Here is a 25,941-nt window from a genome sequence, read left to right as displayed (position 1 = left end):
ATGACATCGCAACGTACCCGCAACCGTTTGGTTGAGCGTTTGCGTCAGTCGGGAATTAAAAATGATGCCGTGCTGGACGTCATAGCCCGAACCCCACGACACTTTTTTGTGGATGAGGCACTGGCTCATCGTGCTTATGAGGACACTGCCTTGCCGATTGGCAACGGTCAAACCATCTCACAGCCTTATACCGTTGCCCGCATGACAGAGGTTTTGCTGGCAGCTGGCTCCTTAGGCAAGGTACTGGAGATTGGTACCGGCTCGGGTTACCAGACGGCGGTACTGAGCCCTCTGGTCGAGCGTCTGTTCAGTGTGGAGCGCATCGAAGTATTGCACAATAAAGCCTGCCAGCGTATCGAGGCGTTACAAATGAGTAATGTTACGCTGGCACTCTCGGACGGTACCTGGGGCTGGCCGCAGCATGGTCCCTATGATGCCATTCTGGCAGCCGCGGCTCCGGAAGAAGTGCCGCAATCACTGCTCGATCAGTTGGCGGATGGTGGCCGTATGGTGCTACCTGTCGGCAGCGAAGAACAAAAACTGGTGCTGATTACCCGTCGTGGCGATCATTTTTCCCGAAAGGTACTGGAGCCTGCGCGCTTTGTTCCGTTTTTATCCGGCGTACAGCGCTAATCCTCAGTGGCCAACCAAACAATTTATTACTTCTCAATAAAGGAAACGCTATGAAACACCTTTGGTTGTTTCTTAAGGGCATTGCCATGGGGGCAGCGGATGTTGTTCCTGGTGTGTCTGGTGGAACCATCGCATTTATTACCGGCATTTACACAGAACTGTTGGACTCAATTAAAAGTATTAATCTGGAAGCTGTTCGCACGCTGTTTAAGGAAGGGCCCGCAGCAGCCTGGCATTCGATCAATGGTACTTTTTTACTTGTGCTCGGGAGTGGTATTTTGTTGGCCTTGCTCTCTCTGGCGAAGGTATTGCACCACTTATTGCTGACTCAGCCAGAGCTGCTGTGGTCATTTTTCTTTGGTCTTATCCTGGCTTCAAGCTGGCATATAGGTAAAGAGATACAAGGCTGGAATATTGCTAAAGTTGCAACGCTGCTGCTCGGTATAATGATCGCTGCGGGCATCAGCCTGGCATCGCCGTCATCGGTTACTCCCACTGCTCTGATTATCTTTGGCGCCGGTAGCATCGCTATTTGTGCGATGATTCTGCCCGGGATTTCAGGTAGCTTCATTCTGTTGCTGATGGGCCTGTATGAACCGGTTCTGGGGGCTGTCAAAGCGCTGGATCTTGGGATTATGTCGGTATTTGCGGCGGGTGCGGGTGTTGGTCTGCTGGTGTTTTCACGCTTTCTTAGCTGGTGTCTGCATCATTACAAAGACCTTATGTTTGCACTTCTGACCGGCTTTATGCTGGGATCGTTAGTGAAAGTCTGGCCCTGGAAAGAGACAATCAGTACCCGTATGAACTCAAAAGGGCAGCAGGTTCCTTTTATTCAGGACAATATTTTGCCGCTCGGGCAGCAATCTGACATGCTTATCGGCGCTGTTTTTTTGATGATAACCGGGGCTGTCATGGTCTTGCTTATGGAAAAAGTGGCCAGCCGTGGTAAATAATGGAGTAGCACTTGTTGGTTAAATACACAAACGAGTGTTCAGTAAATATTGAAAGCGGCAAGTGACAATTGCCGCTTTTTTGTATCTGAGCGTATGAATAGCGTGTTCAAGCGATAACAGCGTAAAAAAAATCGTTTTTCTTAGATAGCTTTGGAATATAAAAATTGGTTTTAGATTCAAAAGGTTAAAAGGAAGCGTTAATACTCAGCTACTCAAAAAGCTGTCATTTTTGAGTGTCAAAAAACAACCATCTGTAGGCAATGATGAAAATAACGGCCCCTGTCATATTAGTCATGTTAGTTACACTCGTAACAGGGTGTATCTCCAGCCGAGATTTTGTATCAGTTGAAGGAAAGTTCAGTAAAGAACGAATGCCGTCAGGTTTCCATCGTGTAAGTAAAGGGGAAACCCTGTTTTCTATAGCCTGGCGCTACGGACTAGATGTCCGACAGTTAGCAAACGCTAACTCGATTTCTAAGCCTTATACCATCTATCCAGGTCAGAAAATTGACATTGATTTCGAGCCTAAGCCAGTTGCCCTAGCCAAAAGGCCGACTGTCGGAAAAACGTCAAAACAACCCGTTACAAACAAAGTTCGTCCTAAGGTAAAACCTAAAAACGGTCATAAGTCGCCAACAAAGGCAGTGGTAACGACCTCTGCTGACTGGAAATGGCCTGTGAACGGTCGTTTAATTGGTCGTTTTTCGACCAGAAAGCCCGTCAACAAGGGGATTGATATCGCCGGGTCTTTGGGAGAATCTGTTTTGGCAGCAGCGGCTGGCACCGTGGTTTACGCGGGTCGGGGCTTACGCGGTTACGGTAACTTAGTCATCGTTAAACATAACGACACGTACCTGAGCGCTTACGCCCACACCAGTCGCATTGTGGTCAGTGAACAAGACGTTGTTAAAGCTGGCCAGAAGATTGCCGAAATAGGATCTACTGGTACCGACAAAGTGAAACTTCACTTTGAGATCCGAAAAAATGGCAAGCCGGTTGATCCGCTCAACCATTTACCCAAACACCCTGGGTAATACGTCCGATAACCGGACCAGAGCGGATAAAAAATAATTAATCGTTCTGGTACGAAACCTGTTTCGGTTCAGGTTCAGGACGATCACTAACAAGGCGGGTAATGACATGGCAGCACAACAACGTGAATTGCGTGAACAAGACGTTTTCGAAGATGTAGACGCTCTGGCACTGGTAGAGGCAAACTCAGAAGATTCCAATGACAAATCGGACGAACGATTTGCTGCGGACACATCGTACAAAGCGCTGGACGCAACACAGCTGTATTTGAACGAGATCGGATTCTCGCCATTGCTGTCAGCAGAAGAAGAGGTGCACTACGCACGTCTGGCCCGTAAAGGCGATGAAATGGGTCGCCGCCGCATGATTGAAAGTAACTTGCGACTGGTGGTTAAGATATCCCGGCGCTACGTCAATCGCGGTCTGTCACTATTGGATCTGATCGAAGAAGGCAACCTTGGCCTTATTCGTGCGGTCGAAAAATTCGATCCGGAGCGCGGCTTCCGCTTCTCGACCTATGCGACCTGGTGGATTCGTCAGACCATCGAGCGCGCCATCATGAACCAGACGCGTACCATCCGCCTGCCGATCCATGTTGTTAAAGAATTAAATGTTTACTTACGAGCGGCTCGTGAACTGACCCAGAAGCTGGATCATGAGCCAACTGCAGAAGAGATCGCTGAGCTGCTTGAAAAACCGGTAGCGGACGTTAAACGCATGCTGAAGCTGAATGAGCGTGTAACGTCAGTTGATACTCCTCTTGGCCCAAGCTCAGACAAGTCAATTCTCGATACCATCGCTGATGATCGTGTCTCCGACCCCAGTGAGGAATTACAAAGCCAGGATATTCATTCCAATCTGGATCAATGGATTGAAGAGCTGCCTGAAAAGCAGCGTGAGGTTCTGTCACGACGCTTTGGCCTGCGCGGTTACGAAACCAGTACTCTGGAAGATGTGGGTCGTGAAATTGGCCTGACGCGTGAGCGTGTTCGTCAGATTCAGGTGGAAGCCCTGAAGCGTCTGCGTGAGATTATGGAAAAGCAGGGTCTGAATGCCATGACTCTGTTTGGTGAGGCCTGAGCATCACCAGTGTCTGGCCTGTGATCTCAGGCCGCACTAAACCGAATAAGGAGCAGAGCCCGCACACTCCTCTCCATATTACCTGACAGGAGTCGGGAGCCAGGAGGCGTAAAAACCAGGAAGGTTGTAAAAAGGACTTAGGGTGTTGGGTCAAACGATTTTCGAATGACCTAAAAAAAGCAGAACCAGGATGGTTCTGCTTTTTTATTGCCTGTGGATCAGCCTTGGGGATCTTAGAATTATCGTTCCAGATGCTCAATTTTGTCGGGCACGCCATCCCATTCTTCGGCATCCGGCAGCGGGTCCTTTTGCTCGGTGATATTTGTCCACTCTTCCGCCAGCTCGGCATTTAACTCAATGTACTTTTCCTGGCCTGTGGGAACCTCATCTTCTGAGAAAATCGCTTCAGCCGGACATTCTGGCTCACACAAAGCGCAGTCGATGCATTCATCTGGGTGAATCACCAGAAAGTTTGGACCTTCATAAAAACAATCGACCGGGCAGACTTCCACACAGTCGGTATACTTACACTTAACGCAGTTATCGGTTACCACAAATGTCATGCGGCATTCTCCTAATCATCAGTCGCTTATTCTGTCTGCCAAACCATGAGTTCAACAGATTTTTTTTAATAATAGCCGGCAATTCTAGGTAGCCGTTGTCCGAGTCGCAAGCGTTCGAACAGACAAAAGGGTTATACGATCCTTTCTTATGGTTCTAAAAGGGCTTTTACATATAAGATGTTTTTATAAAAGTTCTTTCAGTTTATACAGGGCTTCAAGCGCCTGGCGGGGGGTTAAATCGTCAGGATTCAACCCGCCAAGCTCTTCTTCCACCGCCGATGGCATTGCTGAAAACATATCAGCTTGCATTGGAAATTCGGCATCTGCTGATATTGCTGGTGGCAAAATTACGTCAGTGTTACTGGAAACCGCAGATAGGTTCACTTCCGCAGGTGATTGCTGTTCGAGTTGTAACAGCTGAGCTTTAGCCTGATCAATGACCGTGCCCGGAACGCCTGCCAGTTGAGCGACTTGCAAGCCGTAACTCTGACTCGCAGGTCCCTCCTCGACAGAATGCAGAAAGATGATTTTGTCATCATGTTCAGTGGCTTTCAGGTGAACATTACGAACGTTGTTGTGATGCTCTGGCAAGCCCGTCATTTCAAAGTAATGCGTCGCGAACAGAGTGAACGCGTTGATGGTATCGGCCAGGTGAGCAGCACTCGCCCAGGCCAGAGACAGGCCATCAAAAGTACTGGTTCCCCGGCCCACTTCGTCCATCAGTACCAGACTGTTTTCACTGGCATTGTGCAAAATATTCGCGGTTTCGGTCATTTCAACCATAAAGGTTGAGCGACCACCGGCAACATCATCGGCACTGCCCATGCGGGTAAAAATCCGATCGATTGGACCAAGCTTGACGCTGTCGGCCGGGACGTAACTGCCGATGTAAGCCAGTAAAGTGATGACTGCGACCTGACGCATATACGTCGATTTACCACCCATATTAGGACCAGTAATGATCTGCATTCTCTGTTGTTGATCAAGGACGGTGTTATTAGCTACAAACGGATCGGTGATCAGGTTTTCAACCACCGGATGGCGACCTTGCTGGATGTTCATAACAGATTCATCAACCAGTTCTGGCTGTACCAGTCGCAGAGTTTCTGCTCGTTCGGCCAGGTTGGTCATTACATCCAGCTCAGACAGAGCCGCGGCACTGACCTGGAGTGCAATCAGATCGTCACCCAGATCGCGTACCAGGGTTTCATACAACATTTTTTCACGGCTCAGAGCGCGACTTTTGGCACTCAGGGCTTTGTCTTCAAACTCTTTCAGTTCTGGCGTGATAAAACGCTCAGCATTTTTCAGAGTCTGGCGGCGTATGTACTCTGTTGGCGCCTGGTCTGATTGTGATTTGCTGATCTCAATGTAATAACCGTGAACCCGGTTGTATCCCACCTTCAGAGTGTTCAGCCCGGTACGTTCTTTCTCCGTTTCTTCCAGTTTTATCAGGAAGTCTCCGGCGTTTTCGCTCAGGCCGCGAAGCTCATCAAGCTCAGCATCATAGCCTTCGGCAATGACGCCACCATCACGAATAACAACCGGAGGATTATCAATAATCGCCCTGGTCAAACGTTCAACCCACTTGGGAAACTCCTGTACACGTTCGTGCAGATTGGTTGCCAGTGGTGTATCCAGTTGTTTAAGTTGCAGGCGGATATCGGGCAATACGCTGTATGCATCGCGCAGGCGTGCCAGATCTCTTGGGCGGGCAGAACCTAAAGCAACGCGCGATAGAATGCGTTCAATGTCACCCACCTGTTTCAGTGCGCGGTTAATATCTTCCCAGGCGTAGCACGACAGTAATTGGCCGATAAAAGACTGACGCTGCTGTAGCTGTTGTTTGTCACGAATCGGTCGGTTTAGCCAGCGCTTCAGTAAACGACTGCCCATGGCGGTAGCGGTTTTATCAAGAATCCACGCCAGAGTATGCTGATCATCGCCTTTCTGGTTAATGTCGATTTCCAGATTGCGGCGGGACGCCGGGTCGATAACAATGGCATCGTCCGGTTGTTCAACCATCAAGGAACGAATGTGTGGCAGTTCGTTTCGCTGGGTTTCCTGGGCGTAGTGAAGCAATGCCCCTGCTGCACGGATAGCGACATTCATTCCTTCGCAGCCGAAGCCACGTAAGTCTTTGGTTTTCAGCTGTTGAGTCAGTAAGCGCAGCGCGGTGTCCGATTCAAAATGCCACGGCGCCATGCGTTTTGCGCCAGCGCGTTCGCAGACTTGTTCCGGATAAGGCGTTTCTTCATTTAACAATAATTCAGCCGGACGCAATCGTTCGACCTCCGCCTCCAATGCCTCTTGTCCATCAACCTCCATAACGGAGAAGCGTCCGGAGCTGATTTCGATAACGGCAAGACCATGGCGTTGTTCATCGCTGCACAGGGATACCAGCAGGTTGTCGCTGCGCTCATCCAGCAGCGCTTCGTCAGTGAGCGTACCCGGAGTAAGGACTCTCACAACTTTCCGCTCCACCGGCCCTTTGGCGGTAGCCGGATCACCAATCTGCTCGGCAATGGCTACCGAAACCCCTTGTTTTACCAGTTTGGCAACGTAATTTTCAGCCGCATGAAACGGTACACCGGCCATAGGAATGGGTTGTCCGTCGCCACTTTTACCCCTCGCGGTGAGGGTAATATCCAGCAGTTGAGCTGCTTTCTTAGCATCGTCATAAAACAATTCGTAGAAATCGCCCATACGATAGAACAAAATAGTGTCAGGAAAATCGGCCTTGATACGGAGGTACTGCTGCATCATAGGGGTATGTTTCGGGGCGGATTTTGTGGGCTGCTGAGCTGCCATGACTGGTGTCCTTATTCGCTGATAGCTGAAACGATGCTTAGCGCAAATCGAAAGGGACAGAATTGTAAGTGATTAGCTTTTGTTCTCAAGGAGAAATACATGCCACAACTGATAGATTCGATACACTCGCTGGCCGAAATGCTACAAAGCCGGGATATGCGGCTGGTAACCGCAGAGTCGTGTACCGGCGGTGGAATCGCAACGGCGCTGACGGATGTAGCAGGCAGCTCAAACTGGTTCGAGTGTGGCTTTGTAACCTACTCAAATGAGGCAAAAGTACGCTACCTGGAGGTTGCTCCTGCCATTATCGAAAATCATGGTGCAGTTAGTGAAGAAACCGTCCGTGCAATGGTTGCTGGCGCGGTAAATAACAGCCTTGGTGACATCGCAGTAGCAGTCAGTGGCATTGCCGGCCCAGGTGGCGGCAGTGACGAAAAACCTGTGGGTACTGTTTGGTTTGCCTGGGGGGATGCCCGTTACCAGGTGACTCGTCGTTTTTGTTTTGCCGGAGATCGAAGTGAAGTCAGGCAGCAGGCCATTGTTGCCGGAGTACAAGGTTTGTGTCGCTGGTTGTCGTCATAAGAGGCTGTTGTTAAATAGTCCTGTATATCTTTCCAGTGTTTTTTCTGTTTTGGGGTTGGCGCGTAAAAAAAGCTATGGTTAAATACTGGTTAAATTTACAGTGATCTGAACCGGGGTTTTACCCGCTGGTCTTAAAGCTACAAAGTTAAAGGAATTGTTATGGACGCTAACAAGCAAAAAGCTCTTGATGCCGCCTTAGGCCAGATTGAACGTCAGTTCGGTAAAGGTGCCATCATGAAGATGGGTGAGCAGCCACGTGAAGCCATTCCAGCGGTATCGACGGGCTCTCTGGGGTTAGACATTGCTCTGGGTATTGGTGGTCTGCCAATGGGTCGTATTGTTGAGATCTATGGCCCTGAAAGTTCTGGTAAAACCACTATGTGTTTGTCGGCTATGGCGCAGGCACAAAAGGCCGGAAAGACTGTTGCTATCATCGACGCTGAACACGCACTAGACCCGTTATATGCTGAAAAGTTGGGTATCGATTTAGACAGTTTACTGGTGTCACAGCCTGACACGGGTGAGCAGGCATTAGAAATTTGTGACAGTTTGGTGCGTTCAAATGCCGTTGACGTGATTGTGGTGGATTCTGTTGCTGCGTTAACTCCTAAAGCTGAGATCGAAGGCGACATGGGAGATTCTCATGTGGGTTTGCAGGCGCGGTTAATGTCGCAAGCACTGCGTAAAATTACCGGTAATGTTAAAAATGCTAACTGCCTGGTGATTTTCATCAACCAGATTCGTATGAAAATCGGCGTGATGTTTGGTAGCCCGGAAACAACAACCGGTGGTAATGCCCTGAAGTTCTATTCCTCCGTTCGACTGGATATTCGACGTACCGGTTCGGTGAAGCAGGGCGACGAAATCGTTGGTAATGAAACCCGCGTAAAAGTCGTTAAAAATAAAGTTTCGCCGCCGTTCAAACAAGCTGAGTTCCAGATTATGTATGGCCAGGGTATTTATCACATGGGCGAAGTAATCGACCTGGGTGTTAAGTGTGGTTTGGTTGAAAAATCCGGGGCCTGGTACAGCTACCAGGGCGATAAAATTGGTCAGGGTAAAGCCAATGCGTCGAAGTATCTGGAAGAGCATAAGGAAATCGCTGAAGAAATTGAAAAAGAAATTCGTGCTCAATTATTAAATATACCGACGGAAGCTACTGATTCTGAAGGTGCAGATGCAACCGAAGAAGCCTGAGTTTCTCGACGAAAAAGAATTGCGACGGGCAATAATTGATTTATTGTCCCGTCGCGATTACTCCCGCCTGGAATTATTTCGTAAATTAAAAAAACGTTGCGATAGTGCAGAATTATTAGAGCAGATACTCGATGATTTTCAGCAGCGCAATTGGCAGTCAGATCAGAGATTTGCCGAATCATTTCTCAATAGTCGGTATCAGCGTGGCCTTGGGCCTATCCGTTTAAAGCAAGAAATGCGTGAGAAAGGTCTTGCCAGTGATGTAATTCAACTGACTTTGGAAAGTTCAGAGGTTGATTGGTTTCAATTGGCGTTTGAGGTTGCGCAGAAAAAAGCGAACTCTTTAAAAGAATCCGATCCAAATAAAAAGCAAAAGTTATTTCGGTTTCTTGCCTATCGCGGATTCAGTAGTGATCAGATCGCTTACGCCATGGATGAAATGTGAAAATGATAAGGTTGCACCAGACCGGTGCAATGCTTGATGTCGTTCATTATTTCGTCGCAATAATCCACTCTTTGTAACTTTAAGTGATCTTTTTACCTTACATTTGTTTCACTGTCGCCTCAGTCTATTGACATAAAACGCAGCGGTTAACACACTCGCCAGACAAGTGGGCTGAGTGCAGTATTCGCACTCATCGGAAGTCTTAAAACAATAAACATAGTTCCGTGTCGAGGAGGGATATGAGCCCGACTGTACAGGTTGATGTCGTGGTGCTTCAGCATTTGCTGAATTTTTGGGATAGCCGCAATATCGATATTAACCCGATCTGGAAGGTACTTAATATTGATGCCACTCAGCCGTTGCCACGCTGGGTAGCAGCTGAACGCCTGTCTGGCGTTCATAAATACTTGGTTGAACTGGGCTTCGGCGAAATTCTGATCGCTCAGGCAGGGCAGTACCTGGCGCAACAGAACTTGCCACTTACCCGTTTACTGGCGTGCGGAGAAACGCTGGAAAAAAGCTTGCCTCAGTGCATTCGTTTCACGCATCTGACGGTTGGCAATGCGCAGTTTGAGCTTGAATTGAGCGATGATTCTCAGATTATCCGGGTGGTGCCTGCTCAACGTTCCGATTGTAGTTGTCAATTGTTGATGGCATTGGCTTGTTTATCACGCGCAATTGCTGAGGTTCTTGTCGGCACTTTGAAACCGGGTGAATTATCACTGCACTTGCCCTGGCATGTTGCTGATCACCGGAGACTGGAGGAGCTTTTACTGGTGCCGGTTATCGCCGGTGAGGTCTTCGCATTAGAGATACAACTGCCTGCGTGGCAGCGACAAAACCCGGCACACAACGCCACTGTTTTCCGTTATACCCTGCGAGAAGTAGAAAAAGATGATCAGAAATTCCGGGAATATCTGGCAATTTATAACGAATTGAAAAAGACCCTGGAGCAATGTTTGCTGGAGCGCAATGTTAGTCAGGAGGTTGTCGCTGCCAGAATGGATATCAGTGTACGTAATCTACAACGGCGCCTGAAAGCGTTAGGAACGTCCTATCAGAGCTTGCTGGATGAGGCACGTCAGGAATTAACGATGAAGTTGATTCTGGATGAAGCAACACCACTGTATGAGATCTCATTTATGGTGGGTTATACCGAGCCCAGCGCCTTTTACAAGGCATTCAAACGCTGGACCGGTAAAACGCCAGGCGAATATCGCATGACGTTAGCACCCGAAGCCGCAAAGACAGAGGTTAATGCAGTTTTAGACGAGGTCTGATGACCTTATTGATGTGCCCAACCAACGTTAACAGCACTGTATGCCAGTAGCCGTGCAAAGCAATCTGGTGCAGGCGATACAGAGATACATACACCAGGCGTGCCAAGCGGCCCTCAATCATCATCGATCCTTTGGTTAAGTTCCCCATTAAACTACCAACAGTACTGTATCGACTGAGCGAAACCAGCGACCCTTTGTCTTTATAAATAAACTCTGGGATGGGTTTGTTTTTATGGCGGGCCTTTAACGCTGTAAATAAATGACTGGCTTGTTGGTGCGCCGCTTGAGCGCGCGGAGGCACCGGTGTGCCATCATCCTGCAGCATACAAGCGCAGTCTCCGAGAGCAAAAATGGCGTCGTCTTCGGTTTGCAGATGACGGTTAACCATAATTTGGTTTGCGCGGTTGGTTTCTAAACTCAGGGTTTTCATAAACTCCGGGGCTTTAACTCCCGCGGCCCAGACTTTTAATCGGGCTTTTATGGGCCCTTGATCTTTGGTTTCAAACCCCTCAGCAGTGGCTGCCGTAATCAGTGTGTTAGTGCGAACTGTCACACCAAGCTTTTCCAGTTCTTTGGTCGCAGCTGCAGAAATACGTTCTGGCAGTGCTGGAAGAATACGCTCACCCGCTTCGATCAGGGTGACTTTAAGGTTCTCCGTTTTGAGATTTTTCATACCGTAACTCACCAGCTCTTCAGCGGTATTATAAAGTTCAGCTGAAAGCTCAACGCCGGTTGCACCAGCGCCAACGATTGCAATTTCCAGATCGCGTAATTGCTCATCAGCGCCTGCTTTTGCATTGGCCCGTAAGAACTCATTGAGCAGAGTCTGATGGAACTTGTCGGCTTGTCTGCGGCTATCAAGGAAGATGCAGTGTTCTTTGGCTCCTTCGGTACCGAAGTCATTCGTCACGCTACCAATGGCCAGAACGAGGGTGTCGTAACTGACTTTGCGTTCAGCCAGAACTTCTTCACCGAGGTCGTCTAGCATCGGGGCCAGGATGATGTGTTTGGTTTCCCGATTCAGGCCGGACATACGACCCAGTTGAAAATTAAAGCCATGCTTTTTGCCGTGGGCGCGATAGTTCAGTTCGTCGATCCCTGAATCCAAAGCGCCGGTGGCGACTTCGTGCAGCAGCGGTTTCCACAGATGGGTTGGATTGGCATCAATCAGCTCAATCTGAGCTTTCCCCTTACGCCCCAGGGAGCGTCCGAGCTGGGTTGCCAGTTCCAATCCGCCTGCGCCGCCGCCAATAATGACGATGCGTTGCATAAGCGAACTCCGAAAGTGAATTAAAAAGTGAAAAAACTGCACACATTATACGGATAAAGTGGTCATTTGTGGCCACTTTTCAGAAATTAATGCAAGGTGCTGTCAACATAATTGCGACTGTTCGAAAAACTGTAACAATTCTGCGGTAACTGCTTGCGGCTTATCATGGTTCAGCCAGTGGCTGGCATCGGGGAAGCGTTTCAGTTTACCGTTGGCAAGATAATTGATGCTTAATTCTGCCATCGGCAGTGTTAAAGCGAGGTCTTGTTCACCCCACAGTAACTGGCTCGGACATTCGACTTTGGCGGGATGCAAGGGCTGTTTGATATCGCGCAACAGGCAGCGATAATAATTCAGCATAGCCCTGATGCAGCCGGGCTGGCTCCAGGTGTGTGTTAGCAGGGCAATATCACGCTGATCATAGGCGCCCTTGTTAGAGGTTTTGGTTAAAGTGTCGCGCAAGCGCTTAAAATTTAACCGCGACATTAACGCTTCCGGCAGCCACGGCAGCTGGAAGAAAAAAATATACCAGCTCTTCAGCCACTGGTGTGGACTCTTTTTCAGTACCTCCAGGAAGGCCAGCGGGTGTGGGGCATTCAGAATGCTCAGGCTGTGCAATTTGTCCGAGCAATGAATGCCATACCACCAGGCAATAGCGCCACCCCAGTCATGGCCAACCAGATGGCATTTATCGTGTTGCGCAAACATCAACAGTGCATCGATATCCGTTGCCAGTTTATCGATGCGGTAGTCGATTATTTTTGCTGGTTTATCCCCTTTGCCGTAACCACGAAGGTTGGGGACCAACACCCGATAGCCGGCAGTGACCAAGGGGGCAATCTGGTGGCGCCAGGCGCCCCAGCACTCTGGGAAACCATGCAATAGAATCACCAGTTTGTCTGATGTTTCTCCGAAGTCATGTACTTCGAGATTAATGCCAGCGTTATCAATAAACACGGCTTTACTCGATAACGGGTCAAGATAAGTGGACATCCTTTCCTCATTACTGCGGATTGCTATCCCTGTGTTAACAGGCTCAGTGATGAAAGCCCCAGATACCCAGCAGGTGTGTCACTGCCAAGACAATAACGATAACAGCCACGGTGGTCATCGGGTAACGCAGAGCTTTCGGTTGTTTGATATAGGCTTGATGAAGGTGGAGAAACTTCACATGGCCAAAAGGACCAACTGCCAGTTGCAGCATCAGCAGGGTAGCTGATAAGACCAGGGCAATTAGCAGCAGCGGCGTGGCTATTTCAGCGGCGAAAGGTAAAGTCATAAGGAATCCGAAGCTATCAGCTGAGAGAGCTTATTCTGACATGCTTGCCGGTTTAATGCTTCTTCGGCGCTGAAAACCGGTAGCTGAATACACCGGGTCAATGCACGGCTGATGTCTTTGGCAAAGTCGCTGGCGTCCATTCGCGTCAGCGCAGCGGCATATTCGTTCAGTATTACCGGGACACCACTCTCGAGTGCCAGTGCGCGGCTGAACGCTTTTAACGCACCGGACTCACTGGAGCCGTATGTCATGGTGCCAATGATCGAACCAACACGTTCGACGACGCCAGCATGCAAGCCTCCCAGCATTGCCGGGTAGAGGGCGCGTTGCGGGTAGCGTTGTTGCAGGCGCTCAAGTATGTCCTGAGTTTGACTCAAATAATCAGTTGAAGCGGCAGCGGATGTACTCATGAGCTCCAGTTCCCTGGCATGAGCATAGGCGAGACCGAATAAGGAGAAAGCATGGTCGGGTGCCAAGGGTAATAACTGGTTGGAACGGTATGAAATCTCGCGGTAAGCCGTCAGGCGTTTTGCATCATCCTTCTCAATCAGTGTTGTGTATATCAGGCGGGAGTAAAGCGCCGGTATCAGACCTGCCGGACCGAGCTTTTTACCCAGTTGATAAGCTTGCTCAAAGTCGCCCTGAAAGTGTAAACGCCAGATATGCTGAACAGCTGTGGCCAGTGGTTCAAAGTTGTCTTCAGCCACCGCTTGTAATGCCGGGTGGGCGTCTCTTTGCTGTGCCTGCTCCCGTGAGTAAGCCATTAGCTTGGGGTATTGTAGGGCTTCTTTACGCAGGTTTTCTGCACTGGGGAATTCGATAAAGGTCGCTTTGGTCAACTCTGGCCAATGCTGCTGTAATTTCTCACCGCTGTAATCGAACTGGCTCAGGTTTTTTGGGTACGGTGCCCAGGAAGCGGGCTGATGAGGAGCATCCGGGTCGGCGAAAACGGTGTTGCAAATGAACGTCAGAGAGAAAACAGCGGCACCAGACAAAGAAAAAAGCATACGCAGCATAAACACGGCCTCCATGATGGGAGCCGCGATTATAAGGGCCGGACGCAAGCTGAGTAGGTGTGATCAGGCCAAGTGAGTGAAGGAGAGTCGCTTCTTAATACGCTGTGGCGATCAGTTGAATGCGTTACCCGGTTCAATCCCCAGTCTTTTCAGGATGCTCGCAAGCGGACAGAAACCGGTAAAAGCCGCCTGCAGCATGTTGGCTGCTACAAATGCACTAAGCCCCAGCCAGTAGCTACTGTAAAAAAGGCTGAGAGTGATGCTCATCAGAATGAATAGGCCAGCAATGGCAAAGATTAAACGATCAATATTCATCATTTTACTCCAATTTATATTGTATTTCTAAATCAATATATTCCATTGTAGTTATAAATATGTGTTTTGTCACTGCTGTTGTTTGTATGAAGAAAGATCACGCTCGGAACTCATGGGTCGCCTTATACAGCCAGTTTTATTCCGCAAAATTGGCGTTCCCTTTGCTGCGCGGCTGGCGATATACGTGGGCTAACCGCTATACTCCCGCTTTTATTTTGTCCGTTCGGATTTAAGCACCGTATGAAAAGCTCAGAGATTCGTCAGAAGTTCCTAGACTTCTTTGCTTCCAAAGGCCACGAAGTGGTGGCTTCAAGCCCATTAGTTCCAGCGAATGACCCAACGCTGCTGTTCACCAACGCTGGTATGGTGCAGTTCAAAGATTGCTTCCTCGGTCAGGATAAACGCAGCTACACCCGTGCCACATCGTCACAGCGTTGTGTGCGTGCTGGTGGTAAGCACAACGATCTGGAAAATGTTGGTTATACCGCGCGTCACCATACTTTTTTTGAAATGCTGGGTAATTTCAGTTTTGGTGACTACTTCAAGCAGGATGCGATCAAATATGCCTGGGAGTTTCTGACCTCGGATCAGTGGTTGAATCTGCCGACAGAAAAGCTGTTGGTTACGGTATACGCTGAAGACGACGAAGCCTTCGATATCTGGAACAAAGACGTCGGTATCCCTGCGGACAGCATTATTCGCATCGGTGACAATAAAGGCGCCAAGTACGCTTCAGATAATTTCTGGCAAATGGGGGATACCGGCCCTTGCGGACCCTGTACTGAAATTTTCTACGATCATGGCGAACATATTTGGGGTGGTAAGCCGGGGACCCCGGAAGAAGACGGCGACCGCTTTATTGAGATCTGGAATAACGTGTTCATGCAATTCAACCGCACTGAAGACGGTGAAATGCAACCGCTGCCGAAGCCATCGGTTGATACCGGTATGGGTCTGGAGCGCATCTCGGCCATTATGCAGGGAGTTCATTCCAATTACGAAATCGACCTGTTTCAGGCGCTGTTAAAAGCGGCGGGTGACGTTACCGGTTGCACTGATCCTGAAAACAAATCGTTACGGGTGATTGCTGACCACATTCGTTCAACCGCCTTCTTGGTGGTCGATGGTGTTTACCCGTCGAATGAAGGTCGTGGTTATGTTTTGCGTCGTATTGTTCGCCGTGCTGTGCGTCACGGTCACATGCTGGGTGCACCGGCTGGCTTCTTCCACAAGTTGGTACCTGCGTTAGCTGAGCAAATGGGTGAAGCCTACCCAGAGCTGGTGAAGTTGCAGGATCAGGTATCAAAAGTACTGCGTTTAGAGGAAGAGCAATTCGCTAAAACGCTGGATAAAGGCATGAGCATTTTAAACGATGCTATCGCTAAACTGGATGGCGACACCATTCCCGGCGAAACCGTATTCAAGCTTTACGATACATACGGATTCCCTGTTGATTTGACCGCTGACGTGGCCCGCGAAAAAGATTTGAAAGTTGATGAAGAAGGCTTCGATAAAGCCATGACTCATCAGCGTGAAACCGCACGTGCAGCCGGTAACTTCTCAGCCAAAGCGGCTGGTGGCCTGGATCTGGATGGTGAAACTGCGTTCTGTGGTTACGATCAGCTGAGCAACGCAGGTGCGGTTCAGGCATTAATCAAAGACGGCGAAAAAGTGGATGCGCTGAATGCCGGTGACGAAGCACTGCTGGTACTGGATGCAACCGCATTTTATGGCGAGAGCGGTGGTCAGGCCGGTGATACCGGTTTTCTGAAAAACGACTGTGTGGTGTTTCAGGTTAAAAACACCACCAAGGAAAACGGTAACCACGTGCACCACGGTGTCTTGGTTGAGGGCTGCGTCAAAATAGGTGACCAGTTGACCGCCGAAGTTGATGCCAAAAAGCGTGCGGCAACGGCGTTACACCACACCGCTACCCATTTATTGCATGCTGCATTGCGCCATGTTCTGGGTGAACACGTTGCTCAGAAAGGCTCGCTGGTCACCTACGACAAACTGCGTTTTGACTTCTCGAATCTGGAAGCGCTGACCGCTGAAGAAATCACTGCGGTAGAAACCATGGTGAACGATCAGATCCGTGATAACAGCGAAGTGGTGACCAAGCTGATGAATATCGATGATGCCAAAAACAGTGGTGCGATGGCGTTGTTCGGTGAGAAATACGACGACGAAGTACGCGTACTGTCGATGGGCACCGGTGAGGGGGCTGAGCAGTTCTCAATTGAATTGTGTGGCGGTACTCATGCCAAACGCACCGGTGACTTAGGGTTATTGAAGATTACTACCGAAGCGTCTGCTGCTGCCGGTGTTCGTCGTATTGAAGCGGTTGCCGGTCAGGCAGCGCTGGATTTTGTTGCGGCACAGGAAGCGGCGTTAGGTGGCATCGCTCGCCTGGTTAAAGGCAGTACGGATAACGTTGGTGACAAAGTTGAACAACTGGTGGCACGTAGCCGTCAGCTGGAAAAAGAAATTGAAGCGTTAAAGGCTAAGCTGGCCAGTTCCGCAGGTTCCGATCTGGCATCTCAGGCAAAAGACATCGCAGGTATCAAGGTGTTGACGGCACGTATCGACGGTACCGATGTTCCAACCATGAAAACGACCATGGATGGCCTGAAGGATAAGCTGGGGTCCGCGCTGATCATGCTGGCTGCGGATAATGACGGCAAGGTGACATTGTTGGCTGGCGCCACTAAGGATGTCATTGGTAAAGCCAAAGCTGGTGATGCGGTGAAAGCGGTTGCCCAGTTTGTTGATGGCCGCGGTGGTGGTAAACCTGAAATGGCACAGGCAGGTGGTCAGAAGCCGGAAGGTATTGATCAGGCCCTTGAGGCATTTGAGAATTGGGCTGCTGAGCAGCTGGGTTAATACCAGCACTTTTACCCGGCCTCCATGTCATTTAAAAGCCGCATTATTCGTCAGGAATAATGCGGCTTTTGTTTATCTGATAAATAGCCAGTCTCACTTTTTACGCTATAACTGAGGTTTTCCCGCTGAAATGTCTTCGAATGCTGCTTAAATTCCGGCCAAAACTTTTCTGAATGAGTCAATTAGTGTTTAATTAGCGCCCTCAAAAATCAGTCGACCCAGTGAATTATCATGGCGTTATACGTACAGAAATACGGCGGTACTTCCGTTGGTTCCATCGAACGCATCGAACACGTCGCGGATAAAGTGAAATCTTTCCATGATGCTGGCCATCAGATCGTGGTGGCAGTATCGGCAATGAGTGGTGAAACCAACCGCTTAATCGGCCTGGCAAATGATATATCCGATAACCCGACTCCGCGTGAAATGGATGTATTGGTTTCTACCGGTGAGCAGGTAACTATTGCCCTGTTGTCTATGGCCTTACAGAAACGCGGTATTAATGCCCGTTCTTTTACTGGTTGGCAGGCCGGTATGAAAACCGATAATGCCCACATGAAAGCCCGTATCGAAGACATTGATACCGATGCAATGCGTCAGCAATTAGACGCTGGCGGTGTTTGTGTGGTGGCCGGTTTTCAGGGTATCGACGATGACAACAATATTACGACACTGGGTCGTGGTGGTTCTGATACAACTGGTGTTGCATTGGCCGCAGCGTTGCAAGCGGATGAGTGCCAGATTTATACCGATGTTGATGGTGTTTACACCACGGATCCACGAGTTGTGCAGTCGGCACAACGCATGGAAAAAGTGACCTTCGAAGAAATGCTGGAAATGGCCAGCTTAGGTTCGAAAATTCTGCAGATTCGTTCGGTTGAATTTGCAGGTAAATACAAAGTTCCGCTCCGTGTTCTTTCCAGTTTTGAGGAAGGAGACGGCACCCTGATCACAATGGAGGAGAACAGCTCCGTGGAAAATCCAGTTATTTCCGGTATTGCTTTTAACCGCGATGAAGCCAAAGTGACCGTTAAAGGTGTCCCTGACATTCCAGGTGTTGCCTCGAAAATTCTGGTTCCGGTAAGTGATCAGAACGTTGAAGTGGATATGATCATCCAAAACGTTTCCGCTGACGGTACGACGGATTTCACCTTTACGGTGCACCGCAACGATTATCAGAAAGCTCTGACTATTCTGCGCGCAACAGCTGAAGAACTTAAAGCACGTGAAGTCACGGGAACCGATGATATCTGTAAGGTGTCGATGGTTGGTGTGGGGATGCGCTCCCATGCAGGCGTAGCCAGCAAGATGTTTAAAGTAATGGCGGATGAAAATATAAATATTCTGGCGATCACGACTTCCGAGATCAAAATCTCTGTTGTGATCGAAGAAAAGTATTTGGAATTGGCGGTGCGAGCTCTCCATACTGCTTTCGGCTTAGACGCTGAAGCAGCTAGCGAATAGTCCTCGTCCTTTCCAAAATTAGTATTAGAGAGAGCTCAATGACTGATCTCTCTCTAATAACTAAAAATTCTCAATATCCCATTTTACGCGCTTTCAATCTGGTCATACTGGTCAATACTGGAAGCAAAGGGATGAGAAACCGGCTTTTGCCAACAGCACCCTAAAATCGAACAGGAATGTTAGGAGAACCCTATGCTTATTTTAACCCGTCGTGTAGGCGAGACACTGATGGTCGGTGATGATGTCACTGTGACTGTCTTAGGTGTTAAAGGAAATCAGGTACGAATTGGCGTCAACGCGCCAAAAGAAGTGGCTGTGCACCGTGAAGAAATTTACCAGCGAATCCAACGCGAAAAAGACGGTGGTGAAACTAACGGCAATTACTAATCAACACTGATCGGTAACGAGAAATTCCTAAAGCCTTAATTTCTTTGAAATTTTTCTTTGAATTTCTGAATAACGTGGTATTATGCGCGCCGTGACATGGAGAGATGGCCGAGTGGCTGAAGGCGCACCCCTGCTAAGGGTGTATAGGTTTACCCCTATCGAGGGTTCGAATCCCTCTCTCTCCGCCACGTTTTTCTGCTTCATGCAGATGCGTATAAAGATAGTTGACAGCTAATGATAACTACCTATAATACGCGCCCCACGATGCGCGCTCGTAGCTCAGCTGGATAGAGTACCTGGCTACGAACCAGGCGGTCGAAGGTTCGAATCCTTCCGAGCGCGCCATTCTTTTTCAGAATGCTTCCAATCGTGAATTGACTTAAGAGACGCGCTCGTAGCTCAGCTGGATAGAGTACCTGGCTACGAACCAGGCGGTCGAAGGTTCGAATCCTTCCGAGCGCGCCATTTAAGCCAACCTCCAAGAACATCAAAACCCCTCTCTAAGAAAAATACACACGTTTCTGCTAAGCAGTTCATCGCCGTGTTGCTCTTTTTCAATAACATTCCCCCCCCAGTATCGGCTTTGCCGGACGTTTTCTATCGAAATAGTGTCCAGTGATGCGACTTTTTGTTGTTTTGTCCCACTTTGTTTGACCGTTTGTTAACTATACCTATGGTTCTTTCAGGCTCTGCTAATCTGAAAAGGTATTTTGGGAGAATGATATGAGTTGGTCGCAATTACCTTTAAAACGAAAACTGCTGTTTGCGATGGCTGGGGCTTTGTTTATTTCAATAACCCTATCAACAATACTTACGACAGTGTTGGTACGCAGTAATACGGTTGAACGGATTTCTGAGGCAGAAATTCCAGCGACGTTATCCGCAGTATCAGCACAGGTTGCACGCGAAATTGAAACGCGATTAGCCGTTGCCAGTACCATGGCCGTGAATGTGCCAGTCAATAACTGGCTGAGAGATGGAGAGGACGAATCTCAGCGGGCGCAGGTTGTGCGTTATCTTAATGATGTATTGCAGCAAGAGTCGGCACTTACGACCTTTCTTGTGTCAGGGGAAAGTCGTAATTATTACACCCGAGACGGACTGGTCCGGCAGCTTGACCCAGCAAAAGATGGTTGGTTTTACGATTTTGTAAACAGCGGCAAACCTTACAGTCTGGATCTTGATATCGACGATACAAATCAGGTGCCCACGCTGTTTATCAATTATCGTATCCCGGGTCAGCAAGCGATTACCGGCATCGGCTTAAAAATCAGTGAACTGTCGGATTTCATTCGGGATTATCAGGTAGGAGAGTCCGGGCTTGTGTATCTGGTTGACCCGACGGGTGCGATCAAAATTCACCCCGAGGAAGGCGTGTCCGGTACACAAAGCCTGGCTCAGCGGCCAGAGTTGGCATCCCGACTACCGGAATTACTGAATCAGAATAGTGTTCAGGTAACGAGGCTTTATGAGCCGAGTGAGAGACTAATTGCAGCTCAGTATATTGACTCGCTTGGTTGGTATGTTGTCGCGGAGTTGCCGACCCGCGAATTGTTTTCTGCATTGCATGAAATGACTTTACTGACGATCGTCTTAAATCTGGTGCTGGTTGGAGGATTTGTTTTGATTGCTATGTGGCAGTCGTCATCAATTACCCGTCCTATTACTAACGCATCAACCATGTTGCAGGCAATCGCGGACGGCGATGCCGACCTGACACGAAGACTGAAAATTTACAGCAAGGATGAGGTCGGCATCTTGTCGGGTGCTTTTAACCAGTTCAGCGAAAACATGCGCAGCTTAATTGCTCAGCTGGCTGGTACTGCAGACCAGGTTCATAATGCTGCGGGTCAGGTACAGCAATCGGCAAAAGATTCCCATCGTAATTCCGACGAGCAGGTCGAGAGTATCGCGTTGGTTGCCACCGCCATTACGGAAATGGGGGCCACCGTTAAAGAAATTGCTGCCAATGCAGAGCAAACGGCGAACGCCAGCAATATTGCGGTGAAGGAGTCCGATTCCGGGCAGCGGTTGATGCAGCACACCACAGAGGAGATGGGATCGCTCAATTCAGAACTTCAGGATGTTGCCTCGGCAGTTGAGCGGTTGGCCGACGATGTTGGCCAGATCAGTTCCGTTCTTGGTGTCATTTCGGGGATTTCCGAGCAAACCAATTTGTTAGCGCTCAACGCGGCCATTGAAGCCGCCCGCGCAGGTGAGCAGGGTAGAGGGTTTGCCGTGGTAGCTGATGAGGTGCGTAACCTGGCGCAGAAGTCTCATCAGGCGACAGAAGAAATTGGCAGTATGATTGAAAAGCTGCAGGGCACATCGGCAATTGCCGTCAGTGCAATGCAAAAAGGCGGTGAGCGTTGCGATACCGTGGTGTCGCAATCTTCGCGTGTTTCAGAAGCTCTGGATACGATCCGCAACTCCATCGGCACTATGACCGAGATGGCAACGCAGGTTGCTACGGCAACCGTTGAGCAATCGAATGTGGTAACGGATCTGGAAAAACACGTCACTCGCATTAATGTGCTGGCGGAGCAAACTCTCGAGGCTTCCGAAGTCACCACTCATGTTGCTGAACAGCAGCTTGACTCAGCTTCCGCAGATCTGAAAAACATCGTATCGAACTTCCGTTACTAACCTCTTCTGCCGCTACTGCGGTGAAATTGGTTCCTATCGACTGCAAAATCCGCGAAAATAATGCTTTTAATATTTAAAGCATTATTTGCGGATAAGCAGTGACTGGTTTGGCTTCAACAAATTCTGATGGACCACGTGCGGACGTAACCCGGGTTGCAATTAACGGCTTTGGTCGTATTGGCCGCTGTGTGTTGCGTGCTCTTTATGAAAACGGTTATCGAGATCGGCTTCAGGTCGTTGATATTAACGAACTGGCGGATATTGAATCGCTCAGCTATATGCTGCGTTACGACAGCACTCATGGTCGTTTTCCGGGAGATGTCAGTGTTGCAGATGAACGACATTTGCTGGTTAATGGCGATCGCATTTTCGTGCGCCATATTGAGGACCCGGCTGAGCTTAACTGGAATGAGTTGAATGTTGATCTGGTGTTGGAATGTTCTGGCCAGATTACCAGCCGGGAAGGTGCGCAGCTTCATTTGGACCGCGGTGCTTCGAGCGTTCTGATTTCCAATCCTGCCGATGCGTCGGTCGATAATACGATTATCTACGGGCTCAACCACAATTCGCTAATGGCGAGTCATCGTATTGTGTCGAACGGCTCGTGTTCTACCAATTGTCTGATACCGGTATTAACGTTGCTGGATCAGACCTTTGGTGTCGAAGCCGGAGTGACAACGACAATTCACTCGGCGATGAATGACCAACCAGTGATTGACGCTTACCATTCGGATCTGCGACGCACCCGTGCTGCCGGCCAAAGTATCATTCCTGTGGATACGGGTTTATCCAAGGGTGTGGGTCGTTTGTTGCCTCATCTTGACGGCAAAATCGAAAGCCTGCATATGCGGGTACCAACAGCGAATGTCTCCGCACTGGATCTCAGTATCCAGCTAAAACAAACCACAACGGCGACAGCGGTTAATGAACTGCTACAGTCTGCTGCTGAGGGCCGCTCATCGGAACTCAACTTGTCCGGGATTGTGGGCATCAGTGCTGAACCCCACGCGTCAATCGACTTTAATCACGATCCAAGATCCGGTGTGGTGGATGCCACTCAGACACGTGTCAGTGGTGGTAAATTATTAAAGCTGTTGGTGTGGTTCGATAATGAATGGGGATTTGCCAATCGCATGCTGGATACCGCCAGTCTGATGTCGCAGCTGCAGCGCGGAGGCCGGTAAGTTGCTGGATTCTGTAATCAATAAACGGGTGCAATCAGGACTCCTCAGCCTGTCTTTCGGATGATCAATGCCTCGTTTTTATGGCGATGGATACCACCAGTACAGCTGTTATAATGCGCGCCATCCAAATTCGCCCTTTGGCAACAAAGGGGTGCAACGGCCTATAGCAGCGGAGTGACCATGACTGTATTAAAAATGACTGATCTGGACCTGAATGGAAAACGTGTCCTGATTCGTGAGGATTTAAACGTGCCGGTTAAAGACGGCAAAGTGACCTCTGACGTTCGTATTCGTGCGTCTTTGCCGACGATTCAGCACGCGCTGGAAGCCGGTGCCAAAGTTATCGTAATGTCTCATTTGGGTCGTCCAACGGAAGGTGAATACGAAGAGAAATTCTCCATGCAGCCGGTTGCTGATCACTTGTCGGGTTTGCTGGGTCGTGATGTTGATGTCGTTAAAGATTTTAAAGCCGGTGTTGAAGTGGCTGCAGGTGAACTGGTTCTGTTAGACAACGTTCGTTTCAACAAAGGCGAGAAGAAAGACGAAGACGAGCTGGCGAAAGCGTACGCTGAGCTGTGTGATGTGTTTGTGATGGATGCGTTTGGCACGGCTCACCGTGCACAGGCATCAACTCACGGTGTTGCTAAGTTTGCACCGGTTGCCTGCGCAGGCCCGCTGTTGGCAGCTGAACTGGATGCGTTAGGTAAAGCGCTGGATAATCCGGCTCGTCCGCTGGTGGCTATTGTCGGTGGCTCCAAGGTTTCGACCAAGTTGGAAGTGCTGGAAAGCCTGTCAGATATCTGTGACCAGATTATTGTCGGTGGTGGTATTGCCAATACTTTCCTGGCCGCTGCAGGCAAACCGGTTGGTAAGTCTCTGTGTGAAAACGACCTGATTCCGAACGCCAAAGCGTTGATGGAAAAAGTATCCATCCCGGTTCCGACCGATGTTGTGTGCGGTAAAGAATTCTCTGAAACGGCTGAAGCAACGCTGAAGTCTGCGGATGACGTGGCTGAAGACGATATGATTTTCGATATCGGTCCTGATTCAGCGAAGGCTCTGGCAGAACAGCTGAAAGAAGCAAAAACCATCATCTGGAATGGCCCTGTCGGTGTATTCGAATTCGACCAGTTCGGCGAGGGCACTAAAGCGCTGTCTCTGGCGATCGCTGATTCTGATGGTTTCTCCATCGCTGGTGGCGGTGACACGTTAGCGGCAGTGGATAAGTATGAAATTGCCGATAAAGTGTCTTATATTTCTACTGGCGGAGGTGCTTTCCTGGAATTCGTTGAAGGCAAAACACTGCCAGCCGTTGCTATCCTGGAGCAACGCGCTAAATAAGCGAGTCATAATGCGCTTATTTAGCGCTCGCAGATCTGATAAACCGGTAGTGACATGGGTTGCTACCGGTTTTTTATTGCCTGCTGATTGTTCCAGATTAATAACCATTCTGTTTTGCTGCTATTAAAAATATAATTGTCATTATGTGAAGCAACCCGCAATATTCATCCGGGTTATCGCAGACAATTTGTGCTCTGTTATGGATTTTAAACAAGGAACGTTATGGCACGCTTCTCCATCTCCGTAGGCTTACTCTCGCGATTGCTTTGCATCGCTCTGATCGCAATTACCACAGGCTGTGCTTCGGTACGTCAGCCAGCCGAATTCACCATTGTGAAAACCGGATATATGCCGGATCTGGATGCTGTGCTGGTGGATGAGGAACGTCTGCACAAGCGTGACCCGTTTGGGCGTACACTGCTGCATCAGGCGGTGTTATCCAGCAGCCGGATGATTGAACCCCTTATTAATGCCGGCATCGATGTGAATGTGACTGACAAGCGTGGCATGACGCCGTTGCACCTGGCGGTGCTCAACAGACCCGACTCGATCTCGCGGTTATTGCCGTTTAACCCAGACTTCAATCTGGCATCAACCAAGTCGATTGCGTGTACGGCAAGAAAACGCAGTAAAATTGGTCTGACGGTTAACCAGCTGATTGAATTCTGTGGCCTGAACCGAGCTGCCGGTATTGTCGCCAGTTACCGCAGCGATCAGGCGTTATGGCAACAGGCACGTTTAAAAGACAGCTACGAAAGTTATCAGAAATATCTCGATAATATGCCGCGCGGCAGCTATCGCGAAACAGCCCTTGAGCGCCAGGAACTGGCTCTGGAAAATCTGGAAAAAACGCTGGAACAGAATGAGACTTGCCCGATTACCGACAGTGAATATTATCTACTGACGGACTCTTGTAAAGACGGCCTGGCGCACGGTCCGGGTGAAGCAAAAACACCGTTAGGTAAACGTTTTGTTGGTACTTTTCACCATGGGGATATGCACCATGGAAAAATGTACGCCGAAGGAACATTGGTGTGGGACGGCCCAATTGTTGAAGGAATTCCCCATGGCAAAGGTGTCTGCCGATATAATGAGGAAATGGAAGTCTGTGAGACCTACGAAGGCAAACGAATTGATGTGTTATTTAAGCAGCGCTTGTTGATGGTTCAACAAATGGAGATGATGCAAGCGCAGATGGATGGTTTGCGTCGCGACGTTCGTGCTTCATCTTATCAAACAGCACAATCATCAGATGTTGATAGTGAATATTTGGTTGATTTGTTCAGTGACGACAAAAATAAACGCACGGTAGCGCAGGTTCGTGCTGCGGTTGATCTGTTTTCATTCCTGATTAAAAATACACGAGAAAAGAAGTGAATAAATAATGCGATATGCTCTGATGTTTTGCGTTGCGATGTTATCAGCTTGCGCTACGGAACCTTTTATCACCGATGATGGCAGTGCCGCAGCTCAATCGGCAAAAGATACTGTGCAGCAACAAGCGGAGCATCCGATTCTGGTTGTTCCTGTCTATCAATCACCGAGTGGACATTTCTGAGCAACAAAATGAATAAAAAACG

At 49.1% G+C, this 25,941-nt stretch carries 23 protein-coding genes and 3 tRNA genes; 19 read left to right on the top strand and 7 right to left on the bottom strand.

The window, feature by feature from the left end; all coding sequences use genetic code 11:
* From MK185_10195 to rpoS, 4 genes are all read left to right on the top strand, one after another.
* A complete protein-coding gene (locus tag MK185_10195) occupies positions 1-633 on the top strand; it encodes a protein-L-isoaspartate(D-aspartate) O-methyltransferase (protein ID MCH2040991.1) in 633 nt (210 codons plus the stop codon).
* A 50-nt stretch (positions 634-683) separates the two neighbouring features.
* Entirely contained in the window at positions 684-1,586 is a 903-nt protein-coding gene (locus tag MK185_10190; protein ID MCH2040990.1) for a DUF368 domain-containing protein, read from the top strand.
* Between the two features lie 371 nt (positions 1,587-1,957).
* Positions 1,958-2,620 (top strand): peptidoglycan DD-metalloendopeptidase family protein, encoded by a 663-nt coding sequence (locus tag MK185_10185; protein ID MCH2040989.1) that lies wholly within the window; start codon positions 1,958-1,960, stop codon positions 2,618-2,620.
* 106 nt (positions 2,621-2,726) lie between these two features.
* Positions 2,727-3,698, top strand: coding sequence for an RNA polymerase sigma factor RpoS (gene rpoS, locus MK185_10180; GenBank protein ID MCH2040988.1), 972 nt, complete (start codon positions 2,727-2,729; stop codon positions 3,696-3,698).
* Positions 3,699-3,937: 239 nt separating this feature from the next.
* Here rpoS and MK185_10175 read toward each other — a convergent pair whose 3' ends face one another.
* Positions 3,938-4,261, bottom strand: a complete 324-nt coding sequence (locus MK185_10175) for a ferredoxin family protein (GenBank protein ID MCH2040987.1) — start codon at positions 4,259-4,261, stop codon at positions 3,938-3,940.
* Positions 4,262-4,444: 183 nt separating this feature from the next.
* Positions 4,445-7,072, bottom strand: a complete 2,628-nt coding sequence (gene mutS / locus MK185_10170) for a DNA mismatch repair protein MutS (GenBank protein ID MCH2040986.1) — start codon at positions 7,070-7,072, stop codon at positions 4,445-4,447.
* 99 nt (positions 7,073-7,171) lie between these two features.
* On the opposite strand from mutS, the gene MK185_10165 reads away from it, so the two are divergent.
* The 4 genes from MK185_10165 (at position 7,172) to MK185_10150 (ending at position 10,576) form a co-directional block, all read left to right on the top strand.
* Positions 7,172-7,654 (top strand): CinA family protein, encoded by a 483-nt coding sequence (locus MK185_10165; protein ID MCH2040985.1) that lies wholly within the window; start codon positions 7,172-7,174, stop codon positions 7,652-7,654.
* A gap of 159 nt (positions 7,655-7,813) precedes the next feature.
* Positions 7,814-8,851 (top strand): recombinase RecA, encoded by a 1,038-nt coding sequence (recA, locus tag MK185_10160; protein MCH2040984.1) that lies wholly within the window; start codon positions 7,814-7,816, stop codon positions 8,849-8,851.
* Positions 8,832-9,296 carry a recombination regulator RecX gene (gene recX, locus MK185_10155; protein MCH2040983.1) on the top strand — a complete coding sequence of 155 codons (465 nt, stop codon included), beginning with the start codon at positions 8,832-8,834 and terminating at the stop codon, positions 9,294-9,296. The genes recA and recX overlap by 20 nt, the downstream gene beginning before the upstream one ends.
* A 239-nt stretch (positions 9,297-9,535) precedes the next feature.
* On the top strand, positions 9,536-10,576 hold the full coding sequence (locus MK185_10150; GenBank protein MCH2040982.1) for a helix-turn-helix transcriptional regulator: 1,041 nt from the start codon (positions 9,536-9,538) through the stop codon (positions 10,574-10,576).
* On the opposite strand, the gene MK185_10145 is transcribed toward MK185_10150, so the two are convergent.
* The 5 genes from MK185_10145 to MK185_10125 form a co-directional block, all read right to left on the bottom strand.
* Positions 10,551-11,846: an NAD(P)/FAD-dependent oxidoreductase gene (locus tag MK185_10145; GenBank protein ID MCH2040981.1), complete on the bottom strand. Its 1,296-nt coding sequence runs from the start codon at positions 11,844-11,846 to the stop codon at positions 10,551-10,553. The two genes, MK185_10150 and MK185_10145, sit on opposite strands and share 26 nt — an antisense overlap.
* A 102-nt stretch (positions 11,847-11,948) precedes the next feature.
* Positions 11,949-12,839, bottom strand: a complete 891-nt coding sequence (locus MK185_10140) for an alpha/beta hydrolase (protein ID MCH2040980.1) — start codon at positions 12,837-12,839, stop codon at positions 11,949-11,951.
* A gap of 43 nt (positions 12,840-12,882) precedes the next feature.
* Positions 12,883-13,125 (bottom strand): hypothetical protein, encoded by a 243-nt coding sequence (locus MK185_10135; GenBank protein MCH2040979.1) that lies wholly within the window; start codon positions 13,123-13,125, stop codon positions 12,883-12,885.
* Positions 13,122-14,141 (bottom strand): hypothetical protein, encoded by a 1,020-nt coding sequence (locus MK185_10130; protein MCH2040978.1) that lies wholly within the window; start codon positions 14,139-14,141, stop codon positions 13,122-13,124. Before MK185_10130 ends, MK185_10135 begins: the two co-directional genes overlap by 4 nt.
* Positions 14,142-14,252: 111 nt before the next feature.
* Entirely contained in the window at positions 14,253-14,456 is a 204-nt protein-coding gene (locus MK185_10125; GenBank protein MCH2040977.1) for a DUF2892 domain-containing protein, read from the bottom strand.
* Between the two features lie 240 nt (positions 14,457-14,696).
* Here MK185_10125 and alaS point away from each other — a divergent pair, with 240 nt between their 5' ends.
* From alaS to MK185_10070, 11 genes are all read left to right on the top strand, one after another.
* Positions 14,697-17,339, top strand: a complete 2,643-nt coding sequence (gene alaS / locus MK185_10120; GenBank protein ID MCH2040976.1) for an alanine--tRNA ligase — start codon at positions 14,697-14,699, stop codon at positions 17,337-17,339.
* A 231-nt stretch (positions 17,340-17,570) separates the two neighbouring features.
* Positions 17,571-18,803 carry an aspartate kinase gene (locus MK185_10115; protein ID MCH2040975.1) on the top strand — a complete coding sequence of 411 codons (1,233 nt, stop codon included), beginning with the start codon at positions 17,571-17,573 and terminating at the stop codon, positions 18,801-18,803.
* Between the two features lie 192 nt (positions 18,804-18,995).
* Positions 18,996-19,190: a carbon storage regulator CsrA gene (csrA, locus tag MK185_10110; protein MCH2040974.1), complete on the top strand. Its 195-nt coding sequence runs from the start codon at positions 18,996-18,998 to the stop codon at positions 19,188-19,190.
* A 98-nt stretch (positions 19,191-19,288) separates the two neighbouring features.
* Positions 19,289-19,378 (top strand) — tRNA-Ser (locus tag MK185_10105).
* Between the two features lie 80 nt (positions 19,379-19,458).
* A tRNA-Arg gene (locus tag MK185_10100) sits at positions 19,459-19,535 on the top strand.
* A gap of 43 nt (positions 19,536-19,578) precedes the next feature.
* Positions 19,579-19,655 (top strand) — tRNA-Arg (locus MK185_10095).
* Positions 19,656-19,913: 258 nt separating this feature from the next.
* Positions 19,914-21,836, top strand: a complete 1,923-nt coding sequence (locus MK185_10090; protein MCH2040973.1) for a methyl-accepting chemotaxis protein — start codon at positions 19,914-19,916, stop codon at positions 21,834-21,836.
* Between the two features lie 98 nt (positions 21,837-21,934).
* Positions 21,935-23,020 carry an erythrose-4-phosphate dehydrogenase gene (locus MK185_10085; GenBank protein ID MCH2040972.1) on the top strand — a complete coding sequence of 362 codons (1,086 nt, stop codon included), beginning with the start codon at positions 21,935-21,937 and terminating at the stop codon, positions 23,018-23,020.
* A 180-nt stretch (positions 23,021-23,200) separates the two neighbouring features.
* Positions 23,201-24,361: a phosphoglycerate kinase gene (locus tag MK185_10080; protein MCH2040971.1), complete on the top strand. Its 1,161-nt coding sequence runs from the start codon at positions 23,201-23,203 to the stop codon at positions 24,359-24,361.
* A 222-nt stretch (positions 24,362-24,583) separates the two neighbouring features.
* On the top strand, positions 24,584-25,738 hold the full coding sequence (locus tag MK185_10075; protein MCH2040970.1) for an ankyrin repeat domain-containing protein: 1,155 nt from the start codon (positions 24,584-24,586) through the stop codon (positions 25,736-25,738).
* 7 nt (positions 25,739-25,745) lie between these two features.
* Complete coding sequence (locus tag MK185_10070) at positions 25,746-25,919, top strand: hypothetical protein (GenBank protein ID MCH2040969.1); 174 nt, start codon at positions 25,746-25,748, stop codon at positions 25,917-25,919.
* Positions 25,920-25,941 lie beyond the last annotated feature (22 nt).

The organism is Saccharospirillaceae bacterium, assembly GCA_022448365.1.
GTDB lineage: Bacteria > Pseudomonadota > Gammaproteobacteria > Pseudomonadales > Oceanobacteraceae > Bacterioplanoides.
This window is presented reverse-complemented; position numbering and strand designations above follow the sequence as displayed.